Source organism: Streptomyces sp. CA-106110, assembly GCF_050936285.1.
GTDB lineage: Bacteria > Actinomycetota > Actinomycetes > Streptomycetales > Streptomycetaceae > Streptomyces.
Genome location: NZ_JBNJNB010000001.1, coordinates 10,454,044 through 10,473,754, shown reverse-complemented (window position 1 = coordinate 10,473,754; position 19,711 = coordinate 10,454,044). Strand labels below are relative to the sequence as shown.

Below are 19,711 nucleotides of genomic sequence, written 5' to 3'. Positions count from 1 at the left end.
CCGGACGGCCCCGGCTTGCTCCCCGGTACCGCTCGGAGCGAGCGTGTCGTCACTCGGCCCAGGGCTGGAAGCCGGTGCCGAGGACGGCTTCCAGAGAGGCGCGCAACTGGGCTGCGTCGCCGGCTCCGAAGCTCTCCTCGAATCGGGCTTGGACGGCGCGCCACAGCGGCAGCGCCGCTTTCATGCGGGAGACGCCGTCCGGCGTGATCGTGACGATCCGCGCGCGGCGGTCGGCTGCCGACGGTTCGACGGTCACCAGACCCTCGCGCGCGAGCGGCTTGAGGTTGGAGGCCATCGTGGTGCGGTCCATGGCGATCCCCTCGGCGAGGCTGGTGATCGTCATTTCGCCCGCCGCACTGAGCTTCTGCAGGATGCTGAACTGCGTCGCACGAAGACCGACCGGCGCCAGGGCCTTGTCATAGGTCGCGCCGAGATACCGGGACGCTTTGCGCAGTGCCAGGTTGTTGCAAGTGTCGGCGAGGTCCGTCGGCGTAGTGGGCATGGTCTCCTCCAGGGCTCTCGCACCCATGATAGGAGTACGTGCTCGCAAATTGAAGGGGCGGCCGGCATGCCGCCGATGGGCGGGACCTGCGATATCGCCCCTTACGGACACGAGCACCCCGCGCGAGGCCGCGACGAATGCACGGCCGCCTCGATAATCCGGTCTTGCCGTCCCATCAATACGCGCATATGCTCGTAAGCGCCCGTCCTGCCTTGACGCCCCCTGCGGGCGCCGACACAAGGGCGGCGGACCGGCGGATCCCTGGATGCAGGGCACTCCGTTCGGCGGGCTTGCGGACGATCGCCGCCGTGGAGACGGATGCGTCTGACTGAATACGATTCGAGTAGCCATTTCCGTATTGATCTCATATGCGAGGTTGTGCCGTGGATGGTATTGCCGACATGGGAGGAACCCCGGGATGGGGCCCCGTTCACCCGCCGAGGCCTGATGAACCGGTCTTCGAGGAACCGTGGCAGCGCCAAGCCTTCGCGCTGGGGATCCTCTCCAGCCGCGTTGCGTGCGGCGGCGTCAACGCGGACGCCTTCAGACACGCGCACGAGCGCCTGGGCCGGGCTGCCTACCTCGACGACGGCTATTACGGGCGCTGGCTCAACGGCGCGGAACTGATGCTCACCGAACGCTCCATCCTGGCGCCGGGAGCGATCGACGCCCGCGCCCGCAATCTGCGCGGCGAACACGTCGAGGAGCCGCCGATCCCGGAGCCCGCCAGGCCCGACTACGCCCCGACCGCCGAGGGCTCACTGCGTACCGTGGACACCGCCCCGGTCTTCGCCGTCGGCGAGCGTGTACGGGCCAAGGACATGTCGCCGCCCGGGCACACCCGACTGCCCGGCTATGCGCGCGGACACATCGGTGTCGTCGACGCCGTCCAGCCCGCCGCCGTACTGCCGGACACCAACGCCCACTTCCAGGGCGAGAACCCGCAGCACGTCTACTCGGTGCGATTCGACTCACGCGAACTGTGGGGCGCCGACGTCGAACCCTTCTCGATCACCGCGGAAATGTACGAAAGCTACCTGGAGACCACCTCATGACCACCACCGCCGGATCCGGCGAGCGCCTTCCGGTCGCACTGCGCACCGAGGCGCTCGAGCAACTGCTCACCGAGCGGGGCCTGATCGACCCCAAGGTGATGAACGGGATCATCACCGAGTACGAGACCAACGTGGGCCCGCTCAACGGCGCCAAGGTCGTCGCCAGGGCCTGGACCGACCCGGACTACCGGCGACGGCTGCTCCAGGACGGCACCGCCGCCATCAAGGAACTGGGCTTCTCCGGTGCGCAGGGCGAGCACATCGTCGTCGTGGAGAACACCCCCACCACCCACAACGTCGTGGTATGCACGCTGTGCTCGTGCTACCCGTGGCCGGTGCTCGGCCTGCCGCCGAGCTGGTACAAGGACCCCGCCTACCGCTCGCGCGTGATCAAGGAGCCCCGCACGGTCTTGTCCGAGATGGGACTCGAACTCGACGACGACGTACGGATCACCGTCCACGACTCCACCAGCGAGGTGCGCTGGCTGGTCCTGCCCGAGCGCCCGGCCGGCACCGAGCATCTGACCGAGGAAGAACTCGTGCCGCTGGTGACCCGGGACGCGATGGTCGGCGTGGCCAAGGTGACAGCATCATGAGCGCGCCGCTGGACATCGAGGGCCCCGCCGCACCGCCGCGCGCCAACGGCGAGCTGGTGTTCGCCGAACCCTGGGAGAGCCGCGCCTTCGGCATGGCCGTCAGCCTGTACGAGGCGGGAGCGTTCACCTGGCCGGACTTCCAGGCCGCACTGATCGCCCGGATCAGAGCATGGGAGACCACGGCGGCGCAGGACGAGCCCTACAACTACTACCAGCTGTGGCTGGCCGCCCTCGAGGACGTGCTCGTCGGCCTGTGCGCGGTGTCCACGGACGAGGTCACCGCACGCACCCAAGCCCTGTCAGAACGCCCCGCGGGCCATGACCACCGGGACGATCACGGCCACGGCCACGGCCACCACCACGACCATTGATCCAGGCCGCTCTCCCTCACCGCCGACTGCGACATCGACGCCGAGCCCCGGATCGTCACTGAACGGCCCGGGGTCGGCGGACTGTCTCTCGTCCGGATGAATGGGCGAAGCAACCGTTAAGACATTGCCAATGTTGGCCTAGAAGGCCGAGCGCGACGCGTTCGTCTCCGGCTCGCCCCATAAACGGCCTGTGTACTCGGTTAGTCCCTTCCGCACACACACCGCGTGCCGAGCCGTGGCCGATCACTCTGCTGGGTCACGTTCAGATCACCGGTCAGACATAAGCTAACCTCGCATGGTCATGTTGCTCAGGGCTCAAAGGAGAGCTGTCGAGTGTCCCGCTACCACCGGTCCAGCCTCGAGACTCAAGGAAATCCCCATGCAGCCCGGTTCCACCGCTGAACTGCACGACAGCACGGCCGTCCACCCGCCCCAGGAGCCGCCGACCAAGCGGACACCCGTCCGGGCTTGGTTGCAGCCGTCTCTGATCGGGCTGATCGTGGTCTCGGCCTTCATCAGCTGCTACGTGGGGCTGGCGCGCGCTCCGAAGCCACATCACCTCCCGGTCGCCGTGGTCGGCAGCCACCTGTCCACGCAGATCCAGCACGCCCTCGGCGACAGCATCGACATCCATCCGGAGCCGGACACCGCTGCGGCGGACCATGCGCTGAAGCACCGGGACGTCGTCGCGGTGGTGACCAAGCGGGGACGAGGCAGTCTGTCCCTCAGGGTCGCCGGAGCCAACGGGCTGTCCACCACCAGCGCCGTGGAGAGTCTGGTGTCCGCCTATGCCCACGGCGCGGGCAAGACCGTGAAGATGACCGATGCCGTGCCGCTGGCCCGCTACGACAGCCGGGGCCTGGCAGGTTTCTACGTCGCCTTCGGCGTCACCCTCTCTGGCTTCGCCCTGGCGCAAAGTGTCCTCGGGCTGTCCCAGCTCCTGCATCTCCGGCACCGTTTCACCCTGATGGCATGCTTCGCGGTGGCCGCCGGCATCGTCGCCGCCACACTGGCCGGGCCGGTCCTTGGCGCTGTACCTGCTCCCTTCCCTCTGCTGGCGATGACCCTGGCGCTGCTGTCTGCTGCCGTGGCCTTCACCACCAAACTCCTCGGGACCTATCTCGGCCCGGTGGGTATTCCCGTGGCCACGCTTCTGCTGCTCACGATCGGCAACGCGACGAGCGGGGCGACCATCGGAGCGGATCTGCTCCCCAGCGTCGCGCACGCGGTCTCAGCCGTTCTGCCTCCAGGAGCGGCCGTGCGCGCGATCACCGACCTGAGCTACTTCGACGGAGCCCACGCCATCGCTCCCCTGGCGACTCTCGCCGCCTGGGCCGTGGCATCCGCACTGCTGGTGTGGGGACGCTCCACCTACCACGCGGCGAAGCGCCGACAGGGGTGACCGAGCCTCGACGGAGGCGACAGCCATCGGCGGACGGACATCCTTCGTAACCTGCTTGGACCAGCCAGCACGCACTCCCTCGCGTCGGGTGGAACCGTAGAGGTACAGGCTCCGGGCACCTGCTTGCCTCGAACGCGCACCGCGCAGCTTGCGGCCAGGACGAACTTCCACGCGAAGGGAAGAGCAGCGTATGACCTGCTCGAAGGGTTCATGCACGAGAAACTGCTGAGCAAGATCGCGGACGAGCTCCTGCGTCTGCGCCATGACGCGTCCCGCAGCTCGCAGGACCGGTCGACGCCCACCGGCTACGGCTTGGACACCGCGCTGATCGGTGACTTCGTCGCGGGCACGCTGGATGCCCCGCGTGAGGCGGCGCTCGCGGACCAAGTAGCACGGCTGCTGCCGTCCCACTGGTCCCTGCCCAACACACTGGCCGGGGCGATGACGCAGGTCATCGACTACCTGGAGGGTCATCAGGGTCTGGTGACGTGGCTGGACCGGTACCCGGGCCGGCCGCGACTGGTGGCACGGCTGTATGTCTTCATCGGGCTCCTGGACCAATTCAGCGAAGAGTCCGCGGTCGTCACCGCCCTGCGCGAATCCAGGGAACGGACACCCTACCCACCGGGACTCCAGGGTTATCTGGTCCCGGAGACGGACGACGAGACGCTCGGCGGCATCGCCTTCAAGATCGAGGAGTTGCTCGGCGACGGTCAGGTACACAAGGCCGTCGAGCTGGCTCTGGCCACGGTGGCGTGGCTCCAGCAGGTGGCGCCGCGCGCCGCGGAACTCGACTCCAAGATGGACGAACTGAGTGAGCTCATGGACCACACACGCCGTGAAATCGAGTCCGCCGCAGCAGAGTTGTAAACGTCGCTGCACCATCGACCAGTAAGCCGGGGCCGGCTCAAGCCGGTACCCGGCTCGAACTCGTGTCAGCGCCGCTGCAGACCCAGAGTCTCTCGCGAGCCTGCCGGTATGGGCCGCTCCCCCACGTTCAGTCGCGCTCGCAGTAATGCTCAGCCGCCCTTTGGGTATCGCGCGCTCCTCCTGGGGAGGATCACCTCCCATCCATCCGCACTCCTGCCTCGGCAGTCGCCGCAACAACTTCGGCCGCAACTGGACCACTTGACGTCGAACGGCACCACAGGGCAGACGCGGTTGCACCTGCCGGTGCCGCCTATGCGATGTCCAGCACAGCAAGACAGTCCGAGGCGAGTGGGGAACGAATCCCAGCGAGGATCGATGTTCTCAGTACTGATGCACCGTCAGAAATCTTCTGGGAGACGGCTGGTACGGAGGTCGTCCGGAGCACGGCGCTCTCTGCGGCTGCGGTGGTCCGCGCTCGCGAGCGCCGTCGGCGCGGCAGCACTGATCATTGTGACTCCGACTGTCGCCAACGCCAACGTCCTGACTCTGCTGCCGCAGAACGCCGACGGCCTGGAGCAGAGTTTCTCCCCCGCCTACGACTACGACAAGGACGGCTGTTACGCCACAGCCGCCATCGGCGCCGACGGCACCATCAACCCGGGCCTGAAGCTCGGCGGCGACGTCAACGGGCACTGCCACGACTACGCCCAACTCGCCAACGTCAACACCTACTCGCGCGAGAAGTGCAACAACGGCTGGTGCGCCGTGATGTACGCCAGCTACTTCGAAAAGGACCAGGCCACGCTCGGTCCTGCCGCCATCGGCCACACCCACGACTGGGAGCACGTCGTGGTCTGGATCAACAACAACGAAGTGCAGTACGTGTCGGTCTCCCAGCACAGCGGCTACCAGGTGGCACCGCGCTCCTCCGTGCGCTTCGACGGAACCCATCCGAAGGTCGTCTATCACAAGGACGGCGTTTCGACGCACTGCTTCCGTTTCGCCAACAACAATGACGAACCGCCCGAGAACGCTACGGGCGGTTGGTTCTATCCCCGCCTCGTGGGCTGGAACGGCTACCCGAGCGGCTTCCGTGACAAGCTCATGAGCGCCGACTTCGGCGCGGCCACCATCAAGATCAGGGACAGCGACTTCAATTACCACCTCGCCCACTCCATGCCGTCGGGCATCCCCTTCGACCCGAATGCCTGAGCGCGGCCGCTGACGGTTGACGGGCCACCGTAGGAAGAACCGTTGATCACGGTGGGGCGGGCGGCCTCGTCGCTGCCCGTCCCACTCACGCGCGCCTCGTCGTGCGAGGTGGTGGCGCCGTCCACGGCCGGTCCGAACTGCTGCCACCACCTGACGGCGGAGAAGCCCCGTGGTGGAAGATGTCAGCGCAGCGCAGCTGGCACAAGGGACTGTGGACGGCCGAAGTTCACCATGTGGCGAAGGCCGCCATGAGCACGGCGGAGGATCAATGGGACTTGACGTCCTGGGGCTTGCGGAGGAAACAGAGCGCGTCTACGTGGCCCTGGTGGCACATCCGCGCTGCACCGCGTCGGAGCTCGGTGCGGCCTGCGGGCTGCCTTCGGCCAAGGTGGGGCGTCTGCTGTCGAAGCTCGTGGCCGACAGATTGGCGACCAAGGCGGCCGTACGTCCGCCGCGCTATTCGGCCACTGCCCCCGATGTCGCCGTGACCGCACTCATCCAGGAACGGGAGGAGCAGCTCAACGAGGCCCGCTCCGCGGTGCACCGCTTGATGGACATGCATCGTGAGGCCACGCGGGTCGCCCATCCGGATCTCGGCGTCGAACTCCTCACCGACCGGGACGAGCTCAGCAGAGTGGCCCGCAGGCTGATCCTCGACGCCCGCGAGCAGGTCCGTGCGTTCGACCGGCCACCGTACGTCAACCGGCCCGGCACCAACCTGGACGTGCAGACGCAGCGCCAGCGGGCCGGAATCGTCCATCGGGTCGTCTACGACCGGGAAGCAGCCGCCTGGCCGGGGCGGATGCAGGGCGACATACTTTCCAGCATCAGAACGGGCGAGAAGGCACGGATACGGCCCGAACTGCCCCTGAAGCTCGTGATCAGCGACAGTGAGGCGGCCGTCGTCCCCTTCAGCCTCGCGTCCCAGGGACAGTCGGCCGCCTACCTCATCCACCGCTCCCCCCTTCTCGCGGCCTTGGAGGCCCTGTTCGAGGCGGAGTGGGAACGGGCCGTCCCGCTGCGGGACACCGACGGGACCGGCACCGCTGGGCCCGAAGCAGACTCCCCGTCCTTCGACACGTCTAAGCCCGACCCGGAGACCCAGTCCCTGCTGAACCTGCTCGCCTCGGGTCTCACCGACTCCGCCATCGCCCGCGCCCAGGGCTGGAGCGAGCGGACGACTCAGCGGCGTATCCAGCGGCTGATGGAACGCCTCGGGGCGTCGACACGCTTCCAGGCGAGCCTCGCCGCGGCCCGCCGCGGCTGGCTGTGAAGCGCATCAGCCAGCGTGCGCCCCGATACGTGCTCCCCCAGGTAGGCTCGGGGCGTTCCCGGGACTGGAGGTACTCGTGGGCGTTGAATGGGTTCGGCTCAAGCTTGATCTGGACGCGTTCGACGATGCTCGGTTCGAGCCGTACCTTCGTCGCTGTCGGCAGGCCGGCGTGGAGTTCACGACCATGGCAGCCGTCGGCGACGTGGCCGGGAATCGGCGCGCACTCTATGACCTGAACAGGACGTGCTCCGCCGACATCCCGGGGCGGGGCGAGTTCTACACGTTCGACGAGTACCTCGCCCAGCGCATCGAGACTCCCACATATGACCCCCGAGGTGTCGTCCTCGCCGTGGACGGTAGGTCGTGGGTCGGCATGGCGGCGACGTCGATCCGCCCGGAAGGACACGCTTTCAGCGAGATGACCGGAGTCCTGGCCAGCCATCGCGGCAGGGGACTCTCGCTGGCCATGAAGCTCCTGGCCATCGATTACGCACGCTCTGCCGGCGTGCGCTGGCTGCGGACGCTCCATCACCCAGGCAACGCGCCGGCCATCGGAATGAACCGACGACTGGGATTCGTCGACGACGCTCCACCAACCGCGATGGCATGACGGCCCACGCGCCAAGCCACACTCGCTCCGGCCACGACCACGCCGAGGCAGAACTGAGCTTGCCTCTCGGCTGGGGCGCCGCCAGGTCAACAGCCCCGTGGGGCAACGTCGGACGACACTGCCTGCTCGGGAACCCCGGCAGTTTGGGTCCGGCTATGCCCCAGGGGCTTCCGTATTGTCCGGTGGAAAGCCGTACCGTCCTTGGAGCCGGACGAAGCACGCCGCGGTCAGGACACGCCGCTGCTCCAGTCCCGAAGCGGTGCGCACGAAGCACACCACCTGCTCGTCCCCGCCCGGGCCCATCGGCTGGACGAGGCGGCCGGACGGCCGTATCTGCGCCACCAGCGGTGCGGGTACCTCCGGGAACGCGGCCGACACGACCACCGCGTCGAACGGGGCTCGGTCCGCAACGCCTTCGGTGCCGTCTCCGACCCTCAACTCCACATTCCGTACACCCTGTCGGGCGAGATTCTCGCCGGCCTGCCGTGCGATGCCGGGCCGGGTCTCGATGGTGACCACGTCGGCAGCCAGCCGGGCGAGCAGGGCGGTCTGGTAGCCGAGACCGGTACCGACTTCGAGGACGTGCTCGCTCCCGTCGAGGTCAAGGCTCTCGATCATCATGGCGGACAGCGACGGCTGCGTGGTGACCTGCCCTTGCCCAATGGGCAGGGGCTTGTCCTGGTAGGCGGAGGCCGCCAGAGCGGCCGGCACGAATTCCGCCCGGGGCGTCATCCGCACCGCCTCGAACAGCCGCTCGTCCCTGACCCCGACAGCTCTGAGGGCCCGCACGAGATCCTCGGGCCTACCGGACACGACATCCACGGGCCGCTCACCCCACCGGAGACGTAGGCGGCGGAACTGCCGTTCTAGCCCTGAGGGACGGCCAGTTCGCGGCCTCGGTAGAAGAAATTTTCCTCCTGAAGGACGTACGGTGCCATGGCGTCCCGTCGGCGTGCCTCTTCGTCGGAGGACCGCCATGCGTCACACGACTTCTGGGATTCCCAGAAGGACACGCCCATGATCTCCTGCCCGTCGTCGGACCAGTAGGCGAAGGCACGACTCATGCCGCCGGGGTGCGAGTGCGGACGCCATGCCCGCTCGAACTCCTCCAGGCTGCCCGGCTTGATACGGCGCGTCGTGATCCAGACGTACTTCTCTTCCATCCTGGCCTCCTTCGATGCGACCGCCCCGATGAAGGTCCTTCCCACCACCATAGGAGCCGACCACGGGTTCCGCCTGGGCGAGCAGGGCCGCCGGCACCCCGCGGCGACAGCGCACGCGGGAGAGATGCGCCGTATGACTTTCTGGGGGACGCTGGCAGCACACGCACCCTCTTCTGGTGCGGCACCCCTTCCACCACACGCCCCGGAGGCGGGTCATGACCATCTCGCGTTCCAAGTCCAACCCGACCATCCTCTCGAACCTGGCCGCGCGCGTGTCCCATGCCCTGCCGCGCCGAGGAAGAAGACACGACTCCCGCTGGTCCGGTTACGCGAAGACGTTGCGGTCCGTCCGGCCCGGACGGTCCCGCCGGCCCAGCCGCGCAAGGAGCCTCTGGCCGGGGCACAAAGCCTGACCGACGTCCCGCTCTCCGCCATGGCGGAGCCTGTGCACGCCGCGGGACTTCGGACGGCCGGGCCCGCACGCCCGTGAGGCCGGCGGGTGGTGCGCCCCGGAGTCGACATGACCCGTTGATCCCACGCGTCGGCCCCGTCTCCTGAGGCGCCGTCGGGGCACGTGCCACAGGAGGCGTCACGGCAGTGCGGAACGCCTCCTGGCGACCATCACCTTCTCCATCGCACCACCCGTGCCGCGGGCTCCGGCGGAACAGCGCGTCAGCTCGGCTGGTACGTGGGCGGTGTGCTCTGGCTCGCTCCGATGGGCTGCTGCGCCCACACGGTCTTTCCCTGTGAGTTGAAGCGGGTGCCCCAGTTGTCGGCGACGTTGGCGATGATGAACAGTCCCCGTCCGGTCTCGTCGACGGTGCGGGCGTGTCTGAGGTGCGGGGCGCTGGTCGCGGAGTCCCTGACCTCGCATGTCAGCAGCCGATCGAGGATGAGGCGCAGCCGGATGGGCGGGGTGCCGTAGCGGACCGCGTTGCCGACGAGTTCGCTGGCGATGAGCTCGGTCGTGAAGGCGCTCTCTTCGTCGATCTGCCAGGTCTTGAGCTGGCGGCGGACCGCCGCACGCGCGAGGGGCGCCGCCTCGGGGTCGGAAGGCAAGGGGCAGGTGAGGACTCGATCCGGGGGCAGCGCTTTGGTGCGGGCCACCAGCACGAGCTTCTCGCGATCGTCGCAGTCCCTGAGCGCGTAGGCGATGGTGTCGCACAGGTCGTCCATGGGCCGTGCCGCGCCCTCTTCCAGGAGAGAGTCCAACGACGCGGACGGCATGCGGATTTCCTCGTTGACCACCGCCAGGACGCTTCCCTCGGGGACGGTGATCTTGGTGGCCGGGAACGGAGCGCTGCCCGTGCCGGCGAGCAGCGGGCCTGCCGCCACGGGCACTCTGACCGTGCTGCTGCCAGGGGCGACGGCGAAAGGCTCCGGCAGTCCGGCTCGGACGATGGCGCACTCCTGCTCCACCGAGTCGTAGACCACGATCAGGCAGCCGGCGGTGAGCGGCTCACGGTGCAGCGGGTCGCCGGCCGGCAGCGCGGCTCGTTCGGCGGCCAGACGGGCGGCGGTGTCACTCAGGCGTGCCATCAACTCGTCCGGCTCCAGGTCCAGGGCGGCCAGGGAGTGCAGGGCCGTCCGCAGTTGCCCCATCGTGGTGGCCGTGGCCATCCCCCGTCCGGCGACATCTCCGACGATGAGCGCTGTTCGCGCACCTGCCAACTCGATCACGTCGTACCACGCACCCCCGCCTCCGGGTCCGGGAATGTGCAGGTGGGAGATCTCCACGGTGGACGGCTTCGCCGGCCGCTGCGGAAGCAGTTTGCGCTTCACGGTGGCGGCGATGGTCCGCTCCTGGGTGAAGCGGCGAGCATTGTCGATGCACAGCGCGGCATGGGCGCAGACGTCGGACGTCAGCGCGATGTCCTCTTCGTCGAACGGATCCTCCCGCCCGTGGCGATAGAAGCTCACCACACCCAGGGCCTCACCCCGCACGGACAGCGGCGCGACGATCAGGGAGTGGGCGTGGGAGCGTTGGATGGCCTCTGCTCGAGCCGGGTCGGCGGCAAGCCAGACGCTGTCCTCCTGCACCTGTACGACCCGTGGCCGCAGATCGGTCAGTACCCGAGAGAAGGGGGTGCCCTCCGGCAGCTTCCGCACCTCGCCCACGGGATACGCCGATGCCTGCCCCCGAAATGCGGCCCGGCGCAGTGGTACGGCCGGATCGACCGGGGCCAGCGGTGGCTGCTCACCGCGCACCACATCCTCGATCACCTCGATCACCACGATGCCCGAGACCGCGGGCACGACCGCGTCGGCCAGTTCCTCACACACGCCCACGACGTCCAGCCGCTGCCCCACCCGTTTGCGGACCTGTTCCAGCACCTTCAAACGCTGCAGTGCCCGTTCCCGTTCGGTGACGTCCAGCGTGGAGACGGCGAGGCCCACAACGTCACCGCACCCGCTCTCGAGACGTGCGTAGGAGACGGAGTAGATCCTCGGCTTGCCGCCTGTGGAGCCCACCATGGATCGCACCAGACGGTCCAGCGCCGGCTTGCCGCTCTCCAGCACCCCGCGCGCCGCCGCCGTCTCCTCCTCGGGCGCCGTGATCCGGTAGGCCTCACTGAACACCTGGCCCTGCAGAGAGTCGACCGGGAAACCACGCAGACCACTCACCGCCGTGTTCACGCGGACGATGCGCAGCTGGTCGTCAAGGACGTGCACGCCCACCGGCGACTGGGTGAACACGACCCGCAGGAGTGCCAGGTCCCGCAGCGAAAAGGCACCTGCGGTGGCCCGCAGCTCCCACACCACCGAAGATCCGGTCAGTACCGGCATCACCACCAGAGCGTGCATAGCCGTGCATGTAGTCCGCAGCCATTCGTCATCGATCCCGGCCTCACGCACCAGTTCGCCCACAGTCCGGCCGATGACCTCCTCCGCGGCCCACCCGAACGCCTCCGCCGCCAGGGGCGACCAATCGATCACCCGTCCGGCGTCATCGATTCGCATGAGCACGTCACTACTGGACACGGAACACACACCTCCGCTCCCACTCACACCGGGCGGCAGGGCCACCGGGCCGCGAACAGCCACCGGACGACGCAACGCGCCCGTCTCCCCATGGTGAGTTCCGCAGGCGGGCCACCGCCAACGGCAGACAGCGCTGACCCCATGGAACCGCTCAATCAGACGCGCTGCCGCCTGCCGCGGGGGCGCCCCAGGTCGGACGGGCGTCATGCCGCCCGCCCCAGGTCGGACGGGCGTCATGCCGCCTTCCGGGCTACCACGGAAGACCGTTCCCCATCACAGATGGTCACGGTCGAGTGGCATTGAGTGAAAACGGGCTCACCAGTTGGATTAGCGAAGCGTAGTGAACCTGTGGCAGAGTGTTAGGCGCACGCCCGGCGCCCAGGCGACGTCGGGCACCCTCCTCGGTCGGGTCTTGCGGCCCGGTCGACCAGCGTCCGGAGGGACGTGCCACGCGGGCTGGCGGCTCCTGTCGTTCAGTACCAGGGCACGAAGGCGATTGGCTCCCAAGGCTGAGCAACGCTCAGCCTTGCTAAGCCAGTCAGAGACGCTCGGATCTGGATCAGCGCGACGCGACCCGTCCCGTGGAGCCAGTGCCGGTCGAGGACAAGGCGGTCGCGCAGCCCCCCGATGACGGCCACGTCCCGGCCGGCGAGTCCGTCGAGCGTGGGCGCGGATCGCGCCGCCCACGATCCTGACCGGCGCAACCGGACACCCTGAGCGGGCAGTGCCCGGGTGTCCGGTCGTCGGGATCCGTTTCCGGTCGGTCCCCCGTTGCCGTCAGGCGGCCCTGCCCTCGTCGGCCTCCAGCCCCCGGTCGACACCATGGGGGACGACCGTCTGGCCGGGCTCCAGGTGGAGACGCTCGCCGTCGAGGTAGACCTCGACCTGGTCCGGCTCGAACGACACCATGTCGTTGATCCGGTCGACCTCCCGGTAGGCGTCGGGGTACGACCAGGCGGTACGGCGGGCGTCGCCGATGTCGTAGTAGTCGCACAGGCCCTTGTAGGGGCAGAACGTCTTGCCTTCCACCGGGCGCAGCAGGGTTTCGTCGATATCGGCGCGCGGGACGTACCAGCGCGGGGCGAATCCCGACTCGTAGAGCACGACGGGGTGTTCGGAGCGGGCCACCACGGTGTCGCCCCGGCGGACTTCCAGGGTGCGGGACGTGTCACGGATGTCGATGCGGTGATACTGGTCCGCGGCGTGTCCCAGGATGCGTTCGTCCTCTTCGTAGAAGGCGTCCATCGCGCGCCAGGCGAACGCGATATGGCCGTCGAGTACGGCGGCGTGTTTGGGCAGCGCGGTGAACTCCCATGCGGCACGTTCGGTGGTGCGGTCGCCGGCGTGGACGGCGTACCAGGCGGTGTCACCGAGGTCCTTGTGCTGGGTGACCTTGCCGCCCGCGACCAGGGCCTGCTCATCCACGTCCTCGCGGGGGAAGTAGGCCACCGGGTACCGGCTCGGCTCGTACAGCACGATCACGTTCTCGCTGTCGGCGATCCAGGCGTCGTTGAACCGCACACGCATGCGGCGACGCAACCGCTCGGCGAACAGCATGCGTTCCGGCGGGGGTTCGGGGGTGAGGAAGTGTCCGTTCGCGCCCGGGGAGAGGGGGCCTTGCTGCCAGGACAGTCCCATGGTGTTTTCCTTCCTGGTGCGGGGTGCGGGGTGCGGGGTGCGGCGTGGTGGCTGCACCTCGGGGTGCGGGTGGGCGTCGTGCCCGGTCAGGGCCACCGCAGCCGCCTCGACCCTGAGTGCGTCAGGCCAGGACGCGGCCGAGGAAGTCACGGATGTGCCCGGTGATGGTCTCGAGGTGGCTCTCCAGGGCGAAGTGCCCGGACTCGAGCAGATGGATCTCGGCGTTCGGCAGGTCCTGGCCGAACGCCTCCGCTCCTGCGGGGCCGAAGATCTCGTCGCCCGCTCCCCAGACCGCCAGCAGCGGGACCTGGGAGTCGCGGAAGTACTGGTGGACCTGCGGGTAGAGGTCCACGTTGGTGGGATAGTCGCGGAAGAGCTTGAGCTGGATCTCGTCGTTGCCGGGCCGGTCCAGCAGTGCCTGGTCGTGGACCCAGTTGTCGGGGCTGACGAGGCTGGGGTCGGCGACTCCGTTGAGGTACTGCCAGCGAGTGACCTCGGCGGTCAGGGCGCCGCGCATGGGGGCTTCGGTGTCCGGTCGCGGGTCCTTGGCGTAGGCGAACACACCGTCCCAGAAGGGCTTGACGAAGCCTTCCTCGTAGGCGTTGCCGTTCTGGGTGACGATCGCGGTGATGCGGTCCGGGGCCTGGAGTGCGAGCCGCCAGCCGATGGGGGCTCCGTAGTCCTGTACGTACATCGCGAACCGGTCGACGCCGAGGTGCTGGAGCAGCCCTGAGGTGACCTCTGTGAGGGCCTCGAAGGTGTAGCGGAAGTCCTGCGGCGACGGCATCGCGGACTGGCCGAACCCGATGTGGTCGGGGGCGATGACGTGGTACCGGTCCGCGAGCGCCGGGATCAGGTGGCGGAACATGTGCGAGCTGGTCGGGAAGCCGTGGAGCAGTACCACGGCGGGTGCCTTCGGATCGCCGGCCTCCCGGTAGAAGACCTCGAGGCCGTCGATGGTGGCAGTGCGGTGGTGGACTGCGGGAGCCATGACCCTAACCCTTCTATTGAGCTTGAGCGGTTACACAACCAGTCGACCACGGTCCAGCTAACCTGTCAATCCACCTTTAGTGGTTATACCGAGAGTCCCGAGACGGGTGCCGCCGCGCCCGGACGGAGCGCACTGATCGGTCACCGGAGGCCGAGAAGGACGGGATCGGACCCGCGGCCTGGTTCCAGTCTCCGCCCGTGGACGGTCATGAGCCGACTCAGCCGATCAGGGGCGCCCCGGGCAGCGGAGGCCGACCCTGGAGCCTCGCAGCAACCCCGCGACAGGCTTCATGGCGGACTCAATGGGGCCCTTTCTCGGAGTCGGGCCCGGTGCGCCCCCCACCCCCGTTCCCGACATGGTCACGCCATTCGACGATCAACCCGTCCCTGCACGCGCGGTCTTGCTCACCGAACCTCACTAAGATCGGTCATATCGCACAGATCCGACCGTCAGAGGAGCCTCACCCCGCCGGCCATCCACACGGGAGAACCGCAATGGCGACGCTGCTGTCCGTCAACGTCGGGACGCCGAAAGACGTCTCCTGGCAGGGAAGGACCGTCCACACCGGAGCGTGGAAGGCCCCCGTAGAGGGCTCCCGGATGGTGCGGCGGCTGAACATCGACGGAGACGGCCAGGGAGACCTGGCCGGGCACGGCGGCGAGATGCGCGCGGTGCTGGTCTACCAGGTGCAGTCCTACCAGTACTGGCAGAAGCAGCTCGGCCGTGACGACCTGACGTTCGGGATCTTCGGTGAGAACTTCACCGTCGACGGCCTGCCCGACGACGAGGTGTGCATCGGCGACCGGTACCGCATCGGCGAGGCCGAGTTCGAAGTCACCCAGCCGCGCGTCACCTGCTACCGAGTCGGCATGCGCTTCGGTGAACCGTCCCTCGCCTCTCTCCTGGTCGCCCACCACCGCCCCGGCTTCTACCTGCGGGTCATCACAGAAGGACGCGTACAGGCCGGCGACGAGATCACTCTCACCCGCAAGGGCCCGGAGGAACTCAGCGTCGCCGACATCGACGCGCTGCTCTACCTCCCCGACCGCGACCCGGTGAAGCTGTGCAGAGCTCTGAACATTCCCGCCCTGAGCCCGGGATGGCAGCAGTCCTTCCGTGAACTGGCCGCCGCTCAGCAACCCTGCCAGGAACCGGGATGGCCGGGCGAACGCGCCGCCGCGCAGCAACCGAGACAACAACCGGTGTGGCCGGGCTTCAAGCGCCTGCACGTCGCCCGCATCGTCCCGGAGACCCCCACCATCTCCTCGATCTACCTCGACAGCGCCGACGACACCCCACTGCCCGAGGCCCGAGCGGGGCAGTACCTCTCCATCCGTCTCGCCACCGGCGAAGGCTCCCCCGCAGTGCGCAGCTACTCCCTGTCCTCCGCGCCCGAGGCCGGCACGTACCGCATCAGCGTCAAGCACGAGCCCCACGGTCTGGTGAGCCACTACCTCCACACGAGCCTCCGCCCCGGGGACCTCGTGGAGATCGCCAGTCCCCGTGGAAGCTTCGTCCTCGGCGGTGGAGCCGGCCCCGTCGTCCTCATCTCGGCGGGCATCGGCGTCACCCCCGTGCTGGCCATGCTCCAGCAACTCGCGGCCGCACGAGACCCGCGGCCCGTCTGGTGGATCCACACCGCCCACGACCGTGCCCACCACGCCTTCGCGGCCGAGGCCCATACCCTCCTGGCCCAACTCCCCGACGCCCACGAGCACATCTACTACACCGCCGAAGCCCCGGGCCCCGACGAGCCCCACGTCACCCAGGGTCGCCCGGCCGCAGCTTCGCTGGCGGCCATGGGCATTCCCTCCGCCGCGGACGCGTACCTCTGCGGGCCCTCTGCCTTCATGGACGACATCGGCGGCTACCTGCGCGATCACGGTCTGCGCCCCGAGCGGATCCATACGGAACAGTTCAGCGCCCTGCCCGCCATCAACCCCGGCATCTCGCCCACCGCCGCGGTCAGACCCCACCAGCCACCCGGCGCGAGGGGCACGGGCCCGCTCATCACCTTCGCGCGCAGCGGCATCACCACCCCCTGGTCGCCGGCCCACGCTTCACTCCTGGAGCTCGCCGAGGCCTGCGACATTCCCACCCGCTGGTCCTGCCGCACCGGCGTGTGCCACACCTGCGTCACCCACCTCGTCTCGGGCGACATCACCTACACCCTGCAGCCCCTGGAGCTCCCCGAGACCGGCACCGTCCTGGTCTGCTGCAGCGAACCCGCCACTGAAATCGTCCTCGACCTCTAGCCCTGTGATCCATGCATCCGCGGTCGAACACGCAACGGCGCCCCCCGCGGTCCGGCCCTCTTACCTGCCTGGAGCTCCAGTGCCCTGCCGACCACGCCTTCGCCGACTGAACGGCACCCGGACGACAGGCACGGGCGACCGGCTGCGGCCGAGCGCGGCAGAGGCGCGTCGCCCGGCAGCCGGAAGCCCATCGGCCCCGGAATGCGTCTCACTTCGACGGATGTTCCCGAAGATCCATCGCGCTCACAATTCCCCAATGGCTGCGCCCAACTCGAGTTCGGTGCGGGAGCGCTCCTGCAATCCGCGCTGCATGAGGGCGCCGAGCCGGGCGGTGCTCGACGGGTCGCGCGCCAGGATCTGGAAGAAGCCCGAGTCGACCTGGACGTCCTCCTTGGGCGCGAGGCCGGCCGCGTTGATCCGGCGCTTGGCGAGTCGCACGGCGGCCTCCGGGAAGCCGGCGATGCGCTCGGCGAGACGCTCGACGTAGGGGACCAACTCCTCGTCCGGCAGGGCCTTGTTGACCACGCCGATGCGCTCGGCCTCCCGTGCGTCGAGGTCCTCACCGGCGAGGACGATCTGCATGGCCCGGCCACGGCCGACGAGACGCACGAGGTGCTGGACCGCGCCCGCGCCGGGATAGGTGCCCAGGCCCACCTCGGGCTGGGCGATCACCGCGCGCTCGAGGGACGCGAACCGCATGTCGCACGCGTACAGGAACTCCCCGCCGGCGGCGCGCGCACGGCCTTCGAGGAGGGCGATCGTGACGGGCCGCGCCTCACTGAGCCGCCGGTACAGCGCGCCGAGGCTGACGTCGTCCGGTCCGCCGGACGTCGCCGCCGTCGCCGTGTACTGGGCGATCCGCTGCACGTCCACGTGCGGGATGAAGAAGTCCTGATCCGCGCTGCGGAAGACGACGACACGAGCGCTGCCGTCGGCCTCGGTGTCGTCGAGCAACGCGATCAGGTCCGCCACGAACCGCTCGTCGATCAGGTTGATCGGAGGGTTGTCGATCGCGGCCCACAGGACCCCGTTGCGCAGTTCCGCCCGAATCGTGGAGTAGTTCCAGGGCATCGGCTCCGACTCCTTCGCTGTTTTCCTTCATCAGTGGTCACTTGCGATTTGCAAGTGACATGACTACCTTGGCCGAATCGCTTGCGATCTGCAAGCGGCCGAAAGGACCGCAGGTCACCGCCAACGGCACCGCAGTGCGGACATCACGCAAGGAGACTCGGCATGGTCGAGCGCACAGAAGAGTCCATTCACCTGCCCGACGGCACCGTGCTCAGCGCATGGCTGTTCCTGCCGGACGGCGCCGGACCCCACCCGGCCATCACGATGGCGCACGGCTTCGGGGGCACGAAGTACCACGGCATCGAACCGGTCGCGCGCCGACTCGCAGAGGCCGGCTTCGCCGTCTCGCTCCACGACCACCGCGGCTTCGGCGAGAGCGGCGGCGAGCCACGCCAGGACATAGACCCCTACCAGCAGATCGAGGACTGGCGGCGGGTCATCTCCCACCTGCAGACCCTCGACGTGATCGACGCCGACCGGATCGGCGTGTGGGGCACGAGCTACGCCGGCGGACACGCCCTCGTCCTCGGAGCGACCGACCGGCGGCTCAAGGCCGTCTACTCGCAGGTGCCCACCATCAGCGGCTCCCGGAGCGGGCAGCGACGCGTGCCGCCGCACCTGACCCGCGGGCTGGAGGAGTCCTTCGCCGCGGACGAGCTGGCACAGGCCCGAGGCGAGGCCCCGGCCGTGCAGGAGTTCGTGAACGCCGACCCGGCGGTCACCGCGTCCTACCGGAACGAGGACGCGATCAACTTCTATCTGGGCCACGACATTCCCGAGGGCGTCTGGGAGAACCGCGTCACGGTCCAGTCCAACCGGCGTGCCCGGTCCTACGACCCCGGCAACTGGATCGACCAGATCTCCCCGACCCCGCTCATGATGCTGGTCGGCACCCATGACACCGTCGCCCCGACCGACCTGGCCCTGAGCGCCTACGAGCGGGCGCTCGAGCCCAAGGAACTCGTCCTCCTGCCGGGCGGCCACTTCGATCCGTACCTCGACGGCCTCGACGCGAGCACGGGTGCAGCCGTGCGCTTCTTCCGCTCGCATCTGACCAAGTGACGCGACGGGGTGCACCCCCGCGGGGCGGCGGGCTGCCCTGAGAGGGGCCGGCCCCGATGCCCCGATGCCCCGGCTTCCGGACACCCAGCCTCCGGTCCGGAATCCGGGCATCACCACCTTGCTCTACAATTGCAAGGAACCTGTGATTGGGGGCACCGATGAAACGTCGAGAGCTGGTCAATTCGCCCTGCCCGATCGACCGCTCCCTGTCGGAGGTCGGCGACACCTGGACGCTTCAGATCCTCCGCGACGCCCTGCACGGCGTGACACGGTTCACGGACTTCAACAAGCACATCGGCCTTGCCACCAACGTCCTGTCCGCCCGGCTGCAGAAGCTCGTGGCGGTCGGGATCCTCGAGATCCGCGAGTCGGCACTCGGCAACTCCCACGAGTACGTCCTCACCGAGAAGGGGCGGGATTTCCACACCGTCCTCGCGGCTCTGCGCCAGTGGGGGCAGAAGCACCTGTTCGAGGACGACGAGCCGATGAACCGCGTCATCGACGCGCGCACGGGGCAACCGCCACGGCCGCTGACGCTCACCGCCGAGGACGGCAGGGAAATGTCGCCCGACGACATGCTCGTGGTCCAGTCGCGGGCGGCGGACCCCATCGAAACCGCCGTACCGATCGACACGCCTCGCCGCCACCAGCCCTGAAC

At 68.6% G+C, this 19,711-nt stretch carries 18 protein-coding genes; 11 read left to right on the top strand and 7 right to left on the bottom strand.

What is annotated here, in order from left to right; translation table 11 throughout:
- Positions 1-49: 49 nt before the first annotated feature.
- On the bottom strand, positions 50-502 hold the full coding sequence (locus ACQEXA_RS48375) for a MarR family winged helix-turn-helix transcriptional regulator (protein WP_433133038.1): 453 nt from the start codon (positions 500-502) through the stop codon (positions 50-52).
- 383 nt (positions 503-885) lie between these two features.
- Between ACQEXA_RS48375 and nthB the strand changes: the two genes are divergently transcribed.
- The 8 genes from nthB to ACQEXA_RS48335 all read left to right on the top strand — a co-directional run bounded on the left by nthB (position 886) and on the right by ACQEXA_RS48335 (position 7,891).
- Positions 886-1,557 (top strand): nitrile hydratase subunit beta, encoded by a 672-nt coding sequence (nthB, locus tag ACQEXA_RS48370; RefSeq protein ID WP_433133036.1) that lies wholly within the window; start codon positions 886-888, stop codon positions 1,555-1,557.
- On the top strand, positions 1,554-2,153 hold the full coding sequence (gene nthA, locus ACQEXA_RS48365; protein WP_432924112.1) for a nitrile hydratase subunit alpha: 600 nt from the start codon (positions 1,554-1,556) through the stop codon (positions 2,151-2,153). The genes nthB and nthA overlap by 4 nt, the downstream gene beginning before the upstream one ends.
- The gene (locus ACQEXA_RS48360; RefSeq protein WP_432924114.1) at positions 2,150-2,524 is read left to right on the top strand and encodes a nitrile hydratase accessory protein; all 375 of its coding nucleotides are present in this window, start codon (positions 2,150-2,152) and stop codon (positions 2,522-2,524) included. Before nthA ends, ACQEXA_RS48360 begins: the two co-directional genes overlap by 4 nt.
- A 379-nt stretch (positions 2,525-2,903) precedes the next feature.
- A complete protein-coding gene (locus ACQEXA_RS48355) occupies positions 2,904-3,926 on the top strand; it encodes a hypothetical protein (protein WP_432924116.1) in 1,023 nt (340 codons plus the stop codon).
- Positions 3,927-4,136: 210 nt separating this feature from the next.
- Positions 4,137-4,796, top strand: coding sequence for a hypothetical protein (locus ACQEXA_RS48350; protein WP_432924118.1), 660 nt, complete (start codon positions 4,137-4,139; stop codon positions 4,794-4,796).
- Between the two features lie 453 nt (positions 4,797-5,249).
- The gene (locus tag ACQEXA_RS48345; RefSeq protein ID WP_433134771.1) at positions 5,250-6,008 is read left to right on the top strand and encodes an NPP1 family protein; all 759 of its coding nucleotides are present in this window, start codon (positions 5,250-5,252) and stop codon (positions 6,006-6,008) included.
- A gap of 268 nt (positions 6,009-6,276) precedes the next feature.
- A complete protein-coding gene (locus ACQEXA_RS48340; protein WP_432924120.1) occupies positions 6,277-7,281 on the top strand; it encodes a helix-turn-helix domain-containing protein in 1,005 nt (334 codons plus the stop codon).
- A gap of 184 nt (positions 7,282-7,465) precedes the next feature.
- Positions 7,466-7,891 (top strand): GNAT family N-acetyltransferase, encoded by a 426-nt coding sequence (locus ACQEXA_RS48335; protein ID WP_432924122.1) that lies wholly within the window; start codon positions 7,466-7,468, stop codon positions 7,889-7,891.
- A 153-nt stretch (positions 7,892-8,044) separates the two neighbouring features.
- On the opposite strand, the gene ACQEXA_RS48330 is transcribed toward ACQEXA_RS48335, so the two are convergent.
- From ACQEXA_RS48330 to ACQEXA_RS48310, 5 genes are all read right to left on the bottom strand, one after another.
- Positions 8,045-8,704: a protein-L-isoaspartate(D-aspartate) O-methyltransferase gene (locus ACQEXA_RS48330; RefSeq protein ID WP_432924124.1), complete on the bottom strand. Its 660-nt coding sequence runs from the start codon at positions 8,702-8,704 to the stop codon at positions 8,045-8,047.
- 53 nt (positions 8,705-8,757) lie between these two features.
- Positions 8,758-9,054 carry an antibiotic biosynthesis monooxygenase gene (locus ACQEXA_RS48325; RefSeq protein WP_432924126.1) on the bottom strand — a complete coding sequence of 99 codons (297 nt, stop codon included), beginning with the start codon at positions 9,052-9,054 and terminating at the stop codon, positions 8,758-8,760.
- A 672-nt stretch (positions 9,055-9,726) separates the two neighbouring features.
- On the bottom strand, positions 9,727-12,036 hold the full coding sequence (locus ACQEXA_RS48320; RefSeq protein ID WP_432924128.1) for a SpoIIE family protein phosphatase: 2,310 nt from the start codon (positions 12,034-12,036) through the stop codon (positions 9,727-9,729).
- Positions 12,037-12,813: 777 nt separating this feature from the next.
- Complete coding sequence (locus ACQEXA_RS48315; protein ID WP_433133034.1) at positions 12,814-13,824, bottom strand: DUF427 domain-containing protein; 1,011 nt, start codon at positions 13,822-13,824, stop codon at positions 12,814-12,816.
- Complete coding sequence (locus ACQEXA_RS48310) at positions 13,796-14,665, bottom strand: alpha/beta fold hydrolase (RefSeq protein ID WP_433133032.1); 870 nt, start codon at positions 14,663-14,665, stop codon at positions 13,796-13,798. The genes ACQEXA_RS48315 and ACQEXA_RS48310 overlap by 29 nt, the downstream gene beginning before the upstream one ends.
- A 494-nt stretch (positions 14,666-15,159) precedes the next feature.
- On the opposite strand from ACQEXA_RS48310, the gene ACQEXA_RS48305 reads away from it, so the two are divergent.
- Entirely contained in the window at positions 15,160-16,920 is a 1,761-nt protein-coding gene (locus ACQEXA_RS48305) for an MOSC domain-containing protein (protein ID WP_432924132.1), read from the top strand.
- A 243-nt stretch (positions 16,921-17,163) separates the two neighbouring features.
- Here ACQEXA_RS48305 and ACQEXA_RS48300 read toward each other — a convergent pair whose 3' ends face one another.
- Entirely contained in the window at positions 17,164-17,991 is an 828-nt protein-coding gene (locus ACQEXA_RS48300) for an enoyl-CoA hydratase/isomerase family protein (RefSeq protein ID WP_432924133.1), read from the bottom strand.
- Positions 17,992-18,153: 162 nt separating this feature from the next.
- Between ACQEXA_RS48300 and ACQEXA_RS48295 the strand changes: the two genes are divergently transcribed.
- Both ACQEXA_RS48295 and ACQEXA_RS48290 read left to right on the top strand, forming a co-directional pair.
- The gene (locus tag ACQEXA_RS48295; protein WP_432924135.1) at positions 18,154-19,053 is read left to right on the top strand and encodes an alpha/beta hydrolase; all 900 of its coding nucleotides are present in this window, start codon (positions 18,154-18,156) and stop codon (positions 19,051-19,053) included.
- A gap of 158 nt (positions 19,054-19,211) precedes the next feature.
- Entirely contained in the window at positions 19,212-19,709 is a 498-nt protein-coding gene (locus ACQEXA_RS48290) for a winged helix-turn-helix transcriptional regulator (RefSeq protein WP_359400229.1), read from the top strand.
- Positions 19,710-19,711 lie beyond the last annotated feature (2 nt).

What these genes read in the sequence shown, in the direction of transcription:
- ACQEXA_RS48355 (WP_432924116.1), top strand. Translation starts at nt 2,904, where the DNA reads ATGCAGCCCGGTTCCACCGCTGAACTGCACGACAGCACGGCCGTCCAC.
- ACQEXA_RS48375 (WP_433133038.1), bottom strand. Translation starts at nt 502, where the DNA reads ATGCCCACTACGCCGACGGACCTCGCCGACACTTGCAACAACCTGGCA.
- ACQEXA_RS48325 (WP_432924126.1), bottom strand. Translation starts at nt 9,054, where the DNA reads ATGGAAGAGAAGTACGTCTGGATCACGACGCGCCGTATCAAGCCGGGC.
- ACQEXA_RS48360 (WP_432924114.1), top strand. Translation starts at nt 2,150, where the DNA reads ATGAGCGCGCCGCTGGACATCGAGGGCCCCGCCGCACCGCCGCGCGCC.
- ACQEXA_RS48310 (WP_433133032.1), bottom strand. Translation starts at nt 14,665, where the DNA reads ATGGCTCCCGCAGTCCACCACCGCACTGCCACCATCGACGGCCTCGAG.
- ACQEXA_RS48305 (WP_432924132.1), top strand. Translation starts at nt 15,160, where the DNA reads ATGGCGACGCTGCTGTCCGTCAACGTCGGGACGCCGAAAGACGTCTCC.
- nthA (WP_432924112.1), top strand. Translation starts at nt 1,554, where the DNA reads ATGACCACCACCGCCGGATCCGGCGAGCGCCTTCCGGTCGCACTGCGC.
- ACQEXA_RS48340 (WP_432924120.1), top strand. Translation starts at nt 6,277, where the DNA reads ATGGGACTTGACGTCCTGGGGCTTGCGGAGGAAACAGAGCGCGTCTAC.
- ACQEXA_RS48290 (WP_359400229.1), top strand. Translation starts at nt 19,212, where the DNA reads ATGAAACGTCGAGAGCTGGTCAATTCGCCCTGCCCGATCGACCGCTCC.
- ACQEXA_RS48300 (WP_432924133.1), bottom strand. Translation starts at nt 17,991, where the DNA reads ATGCCCTGGAACTACTCCACGATTCGGGCGGAACTGCGCAACGGGGTC.
- ACQEXA_RS48335 (WP_432924122.1), top strand. Translation starts at nt 7,466, where the DNA reads ATGGCAGCCGTCGGCGACGTGGCCGGGAATCGGCGCGCACTCTATGAC.
- ACQEXA_RS48295 (WP_432924135.1), top strand. Translation starts at nt 18,154, where the DNA reads ATGGTCGAGCGCACAGAAGAGTCCATTCACCTGCCCGACGGCACCGTG.
- ACQEXA_RS48350 (WP_432924118.1), top strand. Translation starts at nt 4,137, where the DNA reads ATGCACGAGAAACTGCTGAGCAAGATCGCGGACGAGCTCCTGCGTCTG.